This window comes from Halopiger djelfimassiliensis, assembly GCF_000455365.1.
In the GTDB taxonomy this organism is placed as follows: domain Archaea; phylum Halobacteriota; class Halobacteria; order Halobacteriales; family Natrialbaceae; genus Halopiger_B; species Halopiger_B djelfimassiliensis.
The window spans coordinates 69,185-82,618 of record NZ_HG315688.1; the positions used below are offsets into that span (position 1 = coordinate 69,185).

Annotated in this window: 10 protein-coding genes and 1 pseudogene; 5 read left to right on the top strand and 6 right to left on the bottom strand. The window is 62.2% G+C overall.

Annotated features, from left to right (window positions below; genetic code table 11):
- Positions 1-21: 21 nt before the first annotated feature.
- Positions 22-304, bottom strand: a pseudogene (locus TX80_RS18800) (amphi-Trp domain-containing protein).
- A 428-nt stretch (positions 305-732) separates the two neighbouring features.
- On the opposite strand from TX80_RS18800, the gene coxB reads away from it, so the two are divergent.
- Together coxB and TX80_RS17715 are read left to right on the top strand one after the other, a co-directional pair.
- A complete protein-coding gene (gene coxB / locus TX80_RS17710) occupies positions 733-1,776 on the top strand; it encodes a cytochrome c oxidase subunit II (RefSeq protein WP_394324887.1) in 1,044 nt (347 codons plus the stop codon).
- Entirely contained in the window at positions 1,773-4,247 is a 2,475-nt protein-coding gene (locus TX80_RS17715; protein WP_049924642.1) for a cbb3-type cytochrome c oxidase subunit I, read from the top strand. The genes coxB and TX80_RS17715 overlap by 4 nt, the downstream gene beginning before the upstream one ends.
- A 208-nt stretch (positions 4,248-4,455) precedes the next feature.
- Here TX80_RS17715 and TX80_RS17720 read toward each other — a convergent pair whose 3' ends face one another.
- The 3 genes from TX80_RS17720 to TX80_RS17730 all read right to left on the bottom strand — a co-directional run bounded on the left by TX80_RS17720 (position 4,456) and on the right by TX80_RS17730 (position 7,968).
- A complete protein-coding gene (locus TX80_RS17720) occupies positions 4,456-6,075 on the bottom strand; it encodes a S8 family serine peptidase (RefSeq protein ID WP_049924644.1) in 1,620 nt (539 codons plus the stop codon).
- An 80-nt stretch (positions 6,076-6,155) separates the two neighbouring features.
- Positions 6,156-6,443: a DUF7410 domain-containing protein gene (locus TX80_RS17725; RefSeq protein ID WP_049924645.1), complete on the bottom strand. Its 288-nt coding sequence runs from the start codon at positions 6,441-6,443 to the stop codon at positions 6,156-6,158.
- Between the two features lie 121 nt (positions 6,444-6,564).
- Complete coding sequence (locus TX80_RS17730) at positions 6,565-7,968, bottom strand: hypothetical protein (protein ID WP_049924646.1); 1,404 nt, start codon at positions 7,966-7,968, stop codon at positions 6,565-6,567.
- A 102-nt stretch (positions 7,969-8,070) separates the two neighbouring features.
- Between TX80_RS17730 and TX80_RS17735 the strand changes: the two genes are divergently transcribed.
- The 3 genes from TX80_RS17735 (at position 8,071) to TX80_RS20055 (ending at position 11,383) form a co-directional block, all read left to right on the top strand.
- Positions 8,071-8,337 carry a cytochrome C oxidase subunit IV family protein gene (locus tag TX80_RS17735; protein WP_049924647.1) on the top strand — a complete coding sequence of 89 codons (267 nt, stop codon included), beginning with the start codon at positions 8,071-8,073 and terminating at the stop codon, positions 8,335-8,337.
- Positions 8,338-8,505: 168 nt separating this feature from the next.
- Entirely contained in the window at positions 8,506-10,488 is a 1,983-nt protein-coding gene (locus TX80_RS17740) for a hypothetical protein (RefSeq protein WP_154658702.1), read from the top strand.
- 772 nt (positions 10,489-11,260) lie between these two features.
- Entirely contained in the window at positions 11,261-11,383 is a 123-nt protein-coding gene (locus TX80_RS20055; RefSeq protein WP_268258159.1) for a hypothetical protein, read from the top strand.
- A 94-nt stretch (positions 11,384-11,477) separates the two neighbouring features.
- On the opposite strand, the gene secY is transcribed toward TX80_RS20055, so the two are convergent.
- On the bottom strand, positions 11,478-12,944 hold the full coding sequence (gene secY, locus TX80_RS17750) for a preprotein translocase subunit SecY (protein WP_049924650.1): 1,467 nt from the start codon (positions 12,942-12,944) through the stop codon (positions 11,478-11,480).
- 3 nt (positions 12,945-12,947) lie between these two features.
- Complete coding sequence (locus TX80_RS17755; protein WP_049924651.1) at positions 12,948-13,433, bottom strand: uL15m family ribosomal protein; 486 nt, start codon at positions 13,431-13,433, stop codon at positions 12,948-12,950.
- Position 13,434: the final 1 nt, after the last annotated feature.

Below are 13,434 nucleotides of genomic sequence, written 5' to 3' on the forward strand. Positions count from 1 at the left end.
CCGTTCGACGACGCGCCGAACCTACTCGATCCGGAGCTCCCCGTTCTCGGATCTGGTCTCTCCTTCCACCCACTCGAGCTCGAACTCGACGCTGAGTTCGCGCGGGTCGCCCTCGCTCGAGGTTTCCCGTTCGGCCGTAATCTCGAAGGTCGGCCGTCGGGGGAGTCAGCGTCACGGACTCGTCTGCTGCACGGAGCGTGATCGCCTCGCCGCCCTCGATGCTGTCGGCGACGGTCCGAAAGTAGTCCGCGATCTCGGTTCGGTCCAGTCGCCGCTCGAACTCGAAGAGCACTTCTTCTGGCAGACGTCCGCTTCGGGACCGAAGGTAGAGAACGTTCCGCCGATGGGGTCCCGATCGGAACTGACCGCATAGCGCACAGGCGCGCGAGAGCGAAACCACGACGGTCGGACCGGGATCGACGGTCCGATTTGCGGGGTAACGTTCGATTACGACCCGAACTGGTTCGGATATACCCCCCGTTTCCCGTGATGGTCGCTTTTTTCGATAATAACCGGTGTGGATTAGCGATAGAAAAAAGAGGACGGAACCCAACAGAACGGAGAGGACCGAGCAAACGGGGCGACGAACGCAAACGGTACCGACACGACGGTCGACGAGCGACGGGCTGTCGGCCGGTTTCCAAATAGATAAGTGCCCCCGGCAACCATCGTCCGACATATAAGCGGCCTTCAAAAGAGGTGAATACAATCTTCAGCGCACTTATGAACCCGATGCCGTTACAGCAGACGCGTGTCGACGTGTTCGAGGAGATTTTCCTCGTCTTCCTCGCACTCGGGACGCTCGTCGGTGTCGTCGTGATCACGTACACGCTGTACAACGCGTACAAGTACCGTGATCACGGCGATCGGAAAGCCGACGAAGATCTGCCGACGCTCGGGGAACTACCGACAGGCGGACAGGGCGGAAAGAAATTGTTCCTCTCGTTCGGACTGAGTGCCATCATCGTCATTTCGCTGGTCGTCTGGACGTACGGGATGTTGCTGTACGTCGAGGACGGCCCGGCGGAAAGCCCCGAAGACGGACTCGAAGTGGAAGTCGAAGGGTGGGCGTTCGGCTGGAACTTCAACTACGAGAACGGCGTCGAAACCGACTCCCTCGGCGAAGGGCTGGTCGTTCCCGCTGATACGCCGATCTGGGTCGAGACGACGTCCCTAGACGTTTGGCACTCGTTCGGGATACCCGACTTGCGGGTGAAAGCCGACGCGATCCCCGGAGAGTACGACGAAACCTGGTTCGTCGCGGACGAACCCGGCAATCACACTGCCCAGTGTTACGAGCTGTGTGGTCCCGGACACTCCGGCATGACGTCCGACGTGACCGTTCTCGAGCAAGAGCAGTTCGAGGAGTGGATGGACGAACAGCTCACGATGACGATCACGCTGGAAGACGAGAACGGTGAACGCGTCACTGACGGCTTCGAACTCTCGCTCGACCACCAGAACAACGATCAGTTCGACGAGGACCTCAGCTTCACGTACACCGACGACGAGTTCGAAAACGGGTCGATCACGATCGGTGATATCGAGCAAGGTGGATCGTACAACGTGACGATTACGCCGACCGACGGTCAGTTCGAAGAGACCGAGGACACCATCGACTTCACCGGACCCGTAGACGAAACCTACGAACTCGCGAGTTCGGGCGGAGATGATACCGATGACGAAACCGAAACCACGGACACCGAATCGACCGACGGTGGCGAGGACGCCACCGACGAGGGAACCGAAACCGAAACTGGAGGTGAAAGCGAATGAGTGAGCTCCCGCCGATGAACACGGTCAAGCGCTGGCTCGTTACGACCAACCACAAGGACGTGGGGATCCTCTATCTGGCGACGGCGCTGTTTTTCCTCCTGCTTGGTGGCGTCATGGCGCTCGTGTTCCGTGCCCACCTGTGGGTACCGGGCGGAACGGGTCTCCTTCAAGGGGAACAGTTCAACCAGGCCGTCACGACCCACGGGCTGTTGATGGTCTTCTGGTTCCTGTCGCCGTTCGCAGCCGGCTTTGCGAACTACTTCGTCCCGCTGCAGATCGGCGCAAAAGATCTGGCGTTCCCCCGGCTCAATGCTCTGAGTTACTGGTTCTACCTCTTCTCGGGGATCCTGCTCATCGTGTCGTTCTTCCAGGGTAGTTCCTTCGCCGGCGGGTGGACGATGTACGCGCCGCTGAACGTGCCGATGTACCACCCGGCGATGGAAGCGACGACCGGCGGAAACGCGACGATCCTCGGGTTGGTGCTGTTCGTCATCTCGATTACGATCGGGACGGTGAACTTCCTCACGACCATCCACCGTTCGCGTGCGGAGGGACTCGGCCTCTGGAACATGCCGATGTTTACCTGGTCGTGGCTGTTGACCGTCTGGATGATGCTGTTTGCCTTCGCAGCACTGCTGGCTGCGTTGCTGTTGCTGTCGGCCGACCGCATCCTCCTTACGCAGTACTTCGCGACCGACCAGGGCTCGGGCCTGCTGTGGGCGCACCTGTTCTGGTTCTTCGGCCATCCGGAGGTGTACATCGTCTTCTTCCCCGCACTGGGCGTCATGTTCGAGACGTTCCAGACCTTCTGTGGCCGGCGGCTCGTCGGTCGGAAGTGGGTCATCATCGCGATGGTGCTCGTGGCCGTCCAGTCGTTCCTCGTCTGGATGCACCACATGTTCCTGACGACCATCAACCTGGAAATCAAAACGCTGTTCATGGCGACGACCATCGGCATCTCGCTGCCGTTCGACCTGATGGTCTTCGCGCTGATCTACACGATGGTCAAGGGACGGGTCCGGTTTACGACGCCGTTCCTGTTTAGCCTCGGCGCACTTGTCCTGTTCATCCTCGGCGGTATCACCGGGGTTTTCCTCGGTGCCGTCGTGCTCGACTACGAGTTCCGTGGCACCTACTGGGTCGTCGCGCACTTCCACTACGTGATGGTCTCGGGTGTCACCGCGTTGATCGCGGGCCTGTACTACTGGTGGCCGAAAATCTCCGGGAAGATGTACTCGGAGACGCTCGGCAAACTCAACTTCGCCGTCTACTTCATCGGGTTTAACCTGCTGTACTTCCCGATGTTCCTCGCCTGGGAGACGCCACGCCGTGTCTTCCATTTCCCCGAGGAGATCCAGATCTACCACCAGATCGCGACGGTCGGGGCGTTTACCCTCGGCGCGTCGTTCCTGATCATGTTCGCGACGTTCATCCACAGCTTCGTTGCGGGCCCGGACGCCCCCGACAACCCGTGGGAGTTCTCCCGCACTGCCGAGTGGTCGATCCCCTCGCCGCCGCCGCTCGAGAACTGGAGCGGTCGGCCGAGCTACGCTAGCGGTCACCTCGAGTTCGTCGATGACTCGGGGGCCGCGACCGACGGCGGCGTCGCACACGGCCAGGGAACGACCGCCGAAGCGACGGTCACCCACGAAGAGGAACACGCCGACCACGCAAGCATCTGGCCGTTCGGAATCGGCGTGGGCACCTTCGTGTTCTTCCTCGGGCTGACGGGTATTACGCCGTATATCATTGAATTCGCCGAAGCGCGTGGTCACGATGTAATCGGGACCTCCGCGGAGCCGAACGTCATGTATCCGGCCCTGACCGTGCTCGGTCTCGCGATGATGGCGGTCGCGCTGTTTAGCTTCGGTCGCGAGGAGTTCAACGTCCCCGAGATGGCCATCGCCGAACGGTGGCCGTTCGGCGGCGTCGGAACGACGAAACTCGGCGTCTGGTTCTTCCTGGCGTCGGACGTCGTTGTCTTCGGAGCCGCTATCGGGGCCTACATCTTCGCACGCATCCACGCCGGCTGGGGGACCTGGGAACCCGTGCCGCCGTCGAGCATGGCCGGGCTCTTCAACACCTACGTCCTGCTGACCTCGAGTTTCACCGTCATCCTCGCACTGGTGATGGCCGAACGCAAGAACAAGAAGGGGCTGCTCGGGACCATGCTCGCGACGCTCCTGCTCGGGTTCGTGTTCCTCGGCGTGAAGGCCTGGGAGTGGTCCGAGGAGTTCGCTCACGGCGTCTACTGGTTCTCGGAGATGAAGTACTCGCTGTACTTCGTGACGACCGGACTCCACGCCCTGCACGTGATCCTCGGGCTGCTCGTCGCCGGCTTCATGGTCTACCGGATCTTCACCGTCGACGCCTACCTCGAGGATCACCGGCCGGTGGAGTTCTTCGGCCTCTACTGGCACTTCGTCGACATCGTCTGGGTCTTCCTGTTCCCGCTGTTCTACCTGATGTAGCGGCTCTCCGCTACGTCGTTTCGGTTCGAGGTTCCGTTTTCACCGCTCTCACGACAGGAGCGTTGCTGCTTTGGCTCGAGCGTGACGGATCCGGAGCCGGTTCTGGGAGCCGTTTTCGGAACACTCGAGGCCGACCGCGTGGCCTGATCCGGTTGCGACCCTTTTCAGGCCCAACGTAAAACGATACGAGCGGTACGTCGACCGTTCGTCAGTGACTGTCGTTCCATTCCCGGATCGCCGCGGCGAGGGCCGCAACGAGGCCAGCGAGGGCGATCGCGAAGACGGCGTCCGTCACCGACCACTCACCGGAGCCGCTTCCCGTCGATTCATCGCCGGTTTCGGCGGCCACCGTCCTCGAGTCCTGACCGCTGTCGTCAGCGACGAGTGCGTCGGCTGCGGCGTTCGCGTCGACGATTCCGTGTCCGTAGCGGGAATCCGGCTCGAGATCCTCGCCGGTCGGCCTTCGGGCCGTCTCCGAGAGCGCGGCTTCGATTTCCGCCGGGGAGGCGGTCGGATCGATCGACAACAGCAAGGCGGCCGTCCCTGTGACGTGTGGCGTCGCCATCGAAGTGCCCGGCATCCGTGCGTATCCGCCGCCCGGAACGGCGCTTTCGATCGCAACGCCCGGGGCAACGACGTCCGGAACGACGTACGAGTCCGGCCACGTCGACGGAACGGTCCGCCAGTCGGATCGCTCGAGCCGTTCGCCGCCGGAAAACGGTGCGACCGCTCCAGCGTCAGTCACTGCTCCGACGCTGATCGACTCGTAGATGTTGCCGGGCGAATCCGACGTTTCCGGTCCTTCGTTCCCGACCGCCGCGACGACGACGACGCCGCTTGCCCGGACGTTGCGAACCGGCTCGATCAGCTGTGCGTGGGCACCGGTCGAACCGAGGCTCATACTGAGCACGTCGGCGTCTTCCTCGAGTGCCCACTCCATGCCGGCGACGAGCTGTGCAAAGGTCCCGCCGTTCTCGTCGAGAACGCGTCCGTGGAGAAGGTCGACGTCTGGGGCGACGCCGATCGCGGGGCCGCTTGCAGCGCCGCCGGCGACCGTCCCGCTGACGTGAGTCCCGTGCCCGTCGGTGTCGTGTGGGACAGCGCCGTGGATGGCCCCGCCGGTTTCGTCGAAGGCAGCCCAGCCGCCGGGATAGGTCGGATCGGTCGGATCGTCGGTGAAAAGGTCGATATCGGGGTGGTCGGCGTCGATACCGGTATCGAGGACCGCGACGCGAACGCCGTCACCGCAGGTGTCGTACTCGTCCCAGACGGCGGGTGCGTTCACCATGTCGACTCCCGGCGTCGTCGGCTCTGGGGTTCGGTTGGAACCCGCTGCGATCGCTCCCGTCGTGGCGCTCTCGCCCGCCGATATCGCTGGGACATCGACCTCGAAGTTCTCGTGGACCGCCTCGACTGCATCGAACCGCTCGAACGTCTCGAAGTCGACCCGGTCGGGATCGACCTCGAGCACCACGGCATTCGTTAACCAGAGCTCCGATTCGACCGTGATCCCGTCGGTCGCCGCTGCGTACTCGAGTACCGGTTCCTGCGTGTCGTCGGCGTGAGTCTCGAGACGCGCTGGCACCGGTTCGTCGTGGTCGTCCGTTCGATCGATCGCAGGGTCTTCGAGTCGAACGACGACCCCGATCGGATCGCCCGAATCGGGCAGCGAGTCGTCGATTACGATGCTTTCGGGGGTATCGTCGGTTACCGCCCCACTCCCGTCGGAGTACGGAGTCGCGACAGCGATCGGCGACAGGGTACACGTAATCAGGAGACAGGAGACGATGACGACGAGTGATCGTGACGGCAAGCGGCAACCGGCCATGATACGTGTACTGGAAAGTCATCGAATAAAGAGGTTCTGGAGCGGTGATCGGTCGTGGAAACGATCACGGGTCGAGGACGTTACCCTGCCCAGACAAGCGCATAGAGGAAGGTGAACATGAAATACACCAGAAAGACGGAGACCGCCGCTTTGAGATGGAAGGTGAGGAGATCGTACTCCTCGTCGTCGCGTTCCTCGTCGAACGCCGCCAGTTCGTCGTCCGAACACTCGTCGGGATGGGCGAGTCCGACGTGAAAGGTCGCGTACTGCTCGGATCGGAACGGACGACCGCAGTAGGGACAACTCGTGGCCGGCACCTCGTCGTCCGGCACGTCGTATCTGCCCTCGGTGATTCGATCGACGGACATCTCCGTAGTCTCGAGTTGTACTGCAGCGATGAAGTGTTTACCGATCCCCCGACGACCCAGCGGCCAGCAGCCGTGTCGGGGCGGATCAGCAGCGATGCCGTCGAAACGGCCGACCGGCGGTTCAGTCAGGAACGTACAGTGCGCCCATCGACGGCAGCGAGACGAGATAGAGGCTCACCATCGTAAAGAACACCATCACGATGATGAACGGATACTGGCTTCGAATGGCCTGGAGTTTGCCGGGAAACAGTTCGAACGAGACGGTGTGAGCGATCCAGACCGCAACCACGTGACCGAGCAAGACACCGGCGATTTCGACGTAGCCGAACCACGACGTGAGCGCGTACTGGGTCGGGTTCGCGGGCGGGTTCAGCGGGGCAACGAGGGTATCCAGCAACGAGGGCCACAGCGAGATCGCGAACCCGGCGTAGTGGGCGAAGTGGTACCCGGCCGCGATGGCAAGCAGCGACGGCGCGAACCGAAGCGCGATGTACCGCTCAGAGAGGTACGTCTCCGCCTGATCTCGTGCCCGTGATGCGGCGACCCAGTACACCTTCCAGAAGAGCCCGAACCCGGCGAGAAGCAGCCCGAGGTAGACGAGGCTCGGCGGGAACCCGATACCGACCAGCGTTTCGACGGTCCGGACGCCCGGCTCCGTGACGATGAAACCGCTGTAAGTCAGCTCCCAGACCAACAGGAGCACGACCGCGACCGTCGCGGACTCGGTGACGATGTCGTCCTCGCTGAGCTTCGCCCCCGGATACCGGAACTCGAGGCCGTCCGCGGTGCGCTGGATCGGCGCAACCGCACCGTAGAGCCGAAACCACGCCGAGATCGGATCGCCCCTCTTGAACCACGTCTCGGGCGTAAACACGACCGCAGCGGCGAGCGTTCCGACCGTGTAGGCGAGGACCACGAGCGCGAGCACGCGCGGCGAACTGCTAAGCGGCGCGACGATCTCGAGCCAGAGCAATACGAGGAGTGCGGCAACCGCGGGCCAAGAACCGAGCCACGAGGGATAGCGTGCGTATCCGTTCGGAAGCACCGTCGCGATCCGCCGCCAGGGATTCAGGGCCGGCCACGGATTCCCGATGGTATACGCCCCGATCGTCAACAGGGCGCGCCCGCCGACGAACGTCACCAGCACTGCCGCGCTGAAGTTACCGATCTGTGGGCCGACGAGACCGACGGCGATCACGAACACGAGAGCGACGACGCCGAGTGTCCCGAGCAGGAGCGAGCCGACGTCCTGCAGACGTTGCATCGGGAAGCCGACCGCATCGTCGTGAAACGCGTCGATGATCGTCCGATCGGTAACGAGCATCGTCACGAGCGCCGACGCGCCGACGACACCCCCACCGGTGGCGAGATAGAGCCACGTGGGGACCGTCACGTTGCCACTCGAACCGGAAAGTCCAACGGCGGCGTTACTCGCCGCGACGATACCGGCCCCAGCCGACAGCAACGCCACGACGAACGCGATCACGATACCGGTCCGGCGGACGAGAGCCGAACGTCGATTCATTGCTGGATAATCGCACTGGGGACCCATCTACGTGTCGTTTCAGTCGTCTCAGGCTACTCGTATGAGGAAGGTATAAGTAGCCGTCGCTCACATTCGATACCAATGGCTGACATTCGAACGTACGCCCTCATCTACGTCGCACTGTTAGCGTTAGGGACGGGGAAGTTCGTCTTCTTCCACTTCGACCAGGTCTTTACGTACCAGATGGCTATTGGTGGGACGATCATTCTTGCAATCATCAAGTCGTCGTTGATCGCCGGCTACTACCAGCATCTGATCGAAGAGCCGCGGTCGCTCACGTACATGATGGCATCGGCCGTCTTTATGGTGTTCCTGCTGACAATCGCCGCCGGATACTCGATCCAGTAACCCGATTTCCCGGTCCCGATTCTGTCCGCCCTCCGGTACTTTCACACTTCTGCTGGGGCTCGTCGACCCAGTAGCGGCGGGCTCCGATCCGTTTCGTCCGTCCTGCACTAGGCGACGGAACCATTTGTAATTAGAACATTTATATGTGAGAAGCTAGTACAGTAACACATGGGTGAAAGAAAACCGACAGACAGATTACGAGGCATCAGCCGTGGTGCGCTCGTAAGTGTCCTCCTTGTCGGGATGCTCGCTACAGCGTCGTTCGGCGTTATGTTCGCCGGGACGTCGACTGTAGATGGTGCTGAGACCGACGCAGAGTACGAGCTCTCGTCGTATGACTCCGTTGCAGCGGCCGAAAACGAACTCGATCCGGCAGACGACGTCTATCTCAAAGACGACGGAAGTGCCGTCCTCGCCTACGAGGACGACACCGACCTGAACGAGATGCAGATCGGCGTCGACGTCAGCGAAGGGCTGGCACACCTGCTGATCGTCGACGAACTCGACGAAGGGGCCGAGGGGATCGAGGGGAACGCGACCGCCCTCCTCGACGAAGGCAGTTTTTCGGGGGAAGCCTCGTTGAACGCCGACCAACCGAGTGATCTCGAGGATCTCTCGGTGGACATCTCCGGCGAGTCCTCCGACGAGGTAAACGAGTTCGACGCGACGTTCCAGACCACGTTCGAAGACCAGACGCTCGGTTCGACAGCAGTCACGACGGACGGCGAGATATACGCCACGTCGGATACGTTCGGGACGACTGGCACTCTTGCCTACGAATCCGGCGTTGCTGCAGGACAGAACGGAGAAGAGCGGTTCGTGGCATCCCTCGATGACTCCGCCGAGGGATACGAACTTGACGTGACCAGAACGAAGATCGTCAACGGCTGGTCGAAAGACCGCTGGGAAACCCGCGAGGCCGCAGAGCAGACTCTCGACGACGAGTTCGGCTCCATTGCGGACGACCTCGGCGGTGAGAGCGAAATCACCATCGAACACTACTCGTTCGATGAGCGCGACGACGGACAGTACGATCTCGAACTCGACGTGACCGTCACGTACACCGGGATCGAGGACGGAATCGAACGAACCGTCACCGACGAGCTGGCGAACGATCCCGAACTCGATCTGACCGACGAACAGGCCCGAGAGATCGGTGCCTCCGTCAGCGAGATCGAACTCGAGACCTTCGAGTTCTCGATGATCAGCGACGGCGGATCGGTCGAGGCCGACTGGGAGGTCGAGTTGACGAACTACGACGACGCCGTCCTCGCGATGATCGAGGTCGTCCAGTCGGACGAAACCACGACCGAGTGGGTCTCCGACGAGGAACTCGATGACGTTCAGGCCATGTTCGAGGCACAGAACGCTGCGGACCTCCGAACGACGATCGAGTGGTCCGGTCGGGCCGGGCAGACGCCCGATCAGAAGACCCAGATCACCGCCGACGTCAGCAGTTCCACTGAGAACTGGCAGGCATACGTCGATGAACTCGAACAACGCGGCGTCGAGACCGGTCAAGACATGACCTTCGACCTTCAGGTCACTACCGAAAACGACGAGATCGTTCTCGACGGCGAGTTCGAAATCCAGCAGGAGGAACTCATCGACCAGGCACTCGAGAGCATGACCGAGTCGCTCCGACAGAACCCCGCGGATACGACTGATGCGGCCGACTTCATCGTCGCCCTCGAACAGTCCGATCTCGAACTCGCACGGACCGACATCGAATTCGAGGACGGCACGGTGACGGTCGAAGGCGGCGCGAAGTTCGAGAACATGGGCGAACTGCTCGAGAAGGTCGGTCCCGAGAACGCAGTCGGGATCTCCAGCATCGCCAGCGAGACCGAGGACGGAACGTCGACGGTGTACGTCCACGTCGAGGATCTCGACGTTGAGACCGGTTCGGCGAGCAAAGCCGACATCGAACACCTCGACTTCGTCTCCGACGAGACGACGGTCCACGAGGCCGGCGAATGGGACGCCGACACCGAGTTCCCCGAGGTCGACACTGCCGAAGCCAGTGAGTACCTCGGTATCGAACACACGGCCACGGAGTCCTCCTCGGACGGACTTCCCGGATACGGTATCGGTACTGCGCTCGTTTCGGTCGCCGTCGTACTGACGGCACTGCTGGCGCGGCGGTCGTAACGCCTTCCGACGTTTCGCCGCCGGTCCCCGGAATCGATCGCTCAAAGCGGCCACCGAATCGCTTCGCTACAGTTTTTACACCTGATGGGCGGTCGGAGCTCCCCTGCAAGTGACGCCTGTACTATTACGGACTCCCGTCGAGCCGGCTAGGGATACGAGCGGATGTACGATCTGCCATGAGGAGCAGAAATGTCCTGTCCGGTAGCGACTCCCGGAACGGTTTCGACCGTCGGCGGATCGATTCCGTGACTGATCGTCTCGAGACGGGCGTCGAAACATACGCGATGTCGGCGCGGGCCAGTTGCGCTGCCGCTTGACGGGCAACCGAAGCGCTCGATCGAGGCAGCAACGATCAACGCGAGGGCAGTGACCGACTCGTCCAGCGGGTTGTCGACGACCTGAAGACCACCGGTATCGAAAACGATCGCCGCGAACGGCCGACGCCACGGTGACGGTCGCTGTAGCCGGGCGCTCGAGGCGTTCCTGCGACGATACGACCGTGACTGGCCGGCTGGGCCGGCTTCGGACCCGAGGGCGTGCGAGCGGGCATCCTCGAACGTAAACGACCGGAGCACCGTTGCGATCACGGCGGCCCACGCACGGTTTTGCGCCGAGTTAGATGTCAACCCGGACCGTCCTCTCGGTCGCGTGCTCGAGGAGGTTAGCAAGCGGGACATCGAACGTGCATCCTACAGGTCGTCACCCCGAAGCGGCGTGGGAACCGATCTGATTCCGCGGAGCCTTCTGGTTGACGAACGTCGGGCTCGTCGTCATGACCCTCGCATCGCTACTTCCGTTCGGGTTCGTGGAGCTTCGAGCGGTCTACAGGGACGGCTACGCCGACACACGAAGCCTCGAGTTCTACGAACGGGACCGTGTCCAGCGGCTGCTGTGAGCTCGGACGCTCGGCGATACCGCAGCCGTTCGACACCTTCGTGCGACGCGAGGAGCGCAACGAGAGATAAAAAACGAAACGGCGTCTCGGTCCGCTACTCCTTGCCGAACATCTGGCGCATCATCGGGTGCATCTCCATCATCTGCTCTTCCGCGATTTCCTCGTAGAGCTTGTAGGTGATGGAGACGGCAAGCAGCAGTCCCGTCCCGGAGACGGTCCCGATGGTGCCGAGCATGTTAGCCCAGACGGCGAGCAGACCGACGAGTGCGCCACCGATGACGGTCACCTGCGGGATGTACCGCTCCATGACCTTCTCGATAACGCCGACGTTCTGTCGGAAGCCGGGGATCTGCATCCCCGAGTTTTGGATCTGCTTTGCGGTCGCTTCCGGACCCATGTTCGTCGTCTCGACCCAGAAGATGGCGAAGACCGCGCCACCGACGATCATGAACGAGAGGTCGACGGCGATACGGATCAACACCATCCAGGTCTCCTGTGAGACGTTCCCGGTCCACCACATCCAATCTTGCGGCGAGTAGATGGGCGCGACGTAGTAGAAGAACCCACTGACGGGTTGCCCCCGTGGATTGTACTGCCCGAGCCAGCTGGGCATATCGTTGCCCAGCTGTCGATAGAGGATCTGGCCCAGGAACTGGACGTTCGCCTGCACTGCCCGAACGAGGATCATCGGCAGGACGCTCGCGTAGATGAGCTTCACGGGGAAGCGGCCGCGAGCACCCTTGACGCGGGCGTGGCTGAGCGGGATCTCCACCCGGACGGATTCCGCGTACACGACGATTCCGAAGATCAGCAGCGTCGTGAGTAGGGCGATGAGATGGCCGTCCTGAAGCAACAGGGTGGTCAACCCATCACTGGTGACGAGCGACCCGACCTCCACCTGCCCGGTGAGGATTCGGTACCAGTCGTAGAAGAATCCTCCCTCCGTGGGCTGGATGAACCCAGTCACGAGACGCTGGCTGATCCCGGCGATGATGAACAGGCCGATCCCGCTGCCGACCCCCCACTTACTGACGACCTCGTCCATATAGAGGACGAGCGCACCGCCAATGAAGATCTGGAGGAACATCAGCAGCTGGACCTGCGTCTGATCGAAGGTGAACCCGCCGAGCGTCAACGACGACTGGGCTGGCAGGAAGCCGCTGGCGAACACCATCGGAAGCGCGGTCAACGCCGTCATGACGAAGACGAGCAGCTTCTGCAGTCCCTGGTAGAGGACCTGATCCCGCGGGTCGTCCGTGTCGAGCCCGAGCAGGTCCGCACCACCGAGCAACTGCATAACGATGCTTGCCGTGACGATGGGGCCGATACCGACCTGTAACACCGACCGATGCTCACCGGCGAGGATCGCACGGAACTCGCCGAAGAGGTCGGATGTCTGCCCGGTTTCCACGCCGAGCAGGGTGATGTTCGTCAGGAAGAAGTACAACACGAGGATGCCGGCCGTCCACGCCAGCTTGCGCTTGAAGGGGACGTGCCCCTCCGGTCGGCGCACTGTGGGCATCCGCGTTAAGACCGGTTCAGCGGCTTCCTTCCATCCCATATGTTACTCCTCGTCCTGTTCGGATTCGGTGTCGGCTTCGTCCTCCTGTGCACGTTCGGAGAGGACTGCCTCACCGCCGGCAGCCTCGAGTTTCTCGCGTGCCGTCTCGGAGAACGCGTCCGCCGTTACCTCGAGGGCGTTTCGGACCTGACCGGAGCCGAGGACTTTGACGACGTCGACTTCGTGACCGTCCTCGACGATATCGCGAGCGTCGAGGCGGTAGCCGTCGTCGGTCTCCTCGGCAACGTCTTCCGCGACGTAGAGGATCGCATCCTCGTCGAGCTTCTGGACGTCGATCTCCGCGACGTCCTCTCGGATGTCCTGCGGTCGCTTGAAGCCGTGTTTGCCCTTCGGTTCGTAGTTGTGGAACTCGTGTTTGCTCCGCCCGGCGCGGCCACGACCACCGCGGTGACCCGCACCGCGTCGGTTCTTGTGCGAGCCGCCGCTGTGCGTTCGCGATCCGCGCTGGCGTCGTTTTTTACTCGTCATG

What these genes read in the sequence shown, in the direction of transcription:
- TX80_RS17725 (WP_049924645.1), bottom strand. Translation starts at nt 6,443, where the DNA reads ATGTCCGTCGATCGAATCACCGAGGGCAGATACGACGTGCCGGACGAC.
- coxB (WP_394324887.1), top strand. Translation starts at nt 733, where the DNA reads ATGCCGTTACAGCAGACGCGTGTCGACGTGTTCGAGGAGATTTTCCTC.
- TX80_RS17755 (WP_049924651.1), bottom strand. Translation starts at nt 13,433, where the DNA reads ATGACGAGTAAAAAACGACGCCAGCGCGGATCGCGAACGCACAGCGGC.
- TX80_RS17715 (WP_049924642.1), top strand. Translation starts at nt 1,773, where the DNA reads ATGAGTGAGCTCCCGCCGATGAACACGGTCAAGCGCTGGCTCGTTACG.
- TX80_RS20055 (WP_268258159.1), top strand. Translation starts at nt 11,261, where the DNA reads ATGACCCTCGCATCGCTACTTCCGTTCGGGTTCGTGGAGCTTCGAGCG.
- secY (WP_049924650.1), bottom strand. Translation starts at nt 12,944, where the DNA reads ATGGGATGGAAGGAAGCCGCTGAACCGGTCTTAACGCGGATGCCCACA.
- TX80_RS17740 (WP_154658702.1), top strand. Translation starts at nt 8,506, where the DNA reads ATGGGTGAAAGAAAACCGACAGACAGATTACGAGGCATCAGCCGTGGT.
- TX80_RS17735 (WP_049924647.1), top strand. Translation starts at nt 8,071, where the DNA reads ATGGCTGACATTCGAACGTACGCCCTCATCTACGTCGCACTGTTAGCG.
- TX80_RS17720 (WP_049924644.1), bottom strand. Translation starts at nt 6,075, where the DNA reads ATGGCCGGTTGCCGCTTGCCGTCACGATCACTCGTCGTCATCGTCTCC.
- TX80_RS17730 (WP_049924646.1), bottom strand. Translation starts at nt 7,968, where the DNA reads ATGAATCGACGTTCGGCTCTCGTCCGCCGGACCGGTATCGTGATCGCG.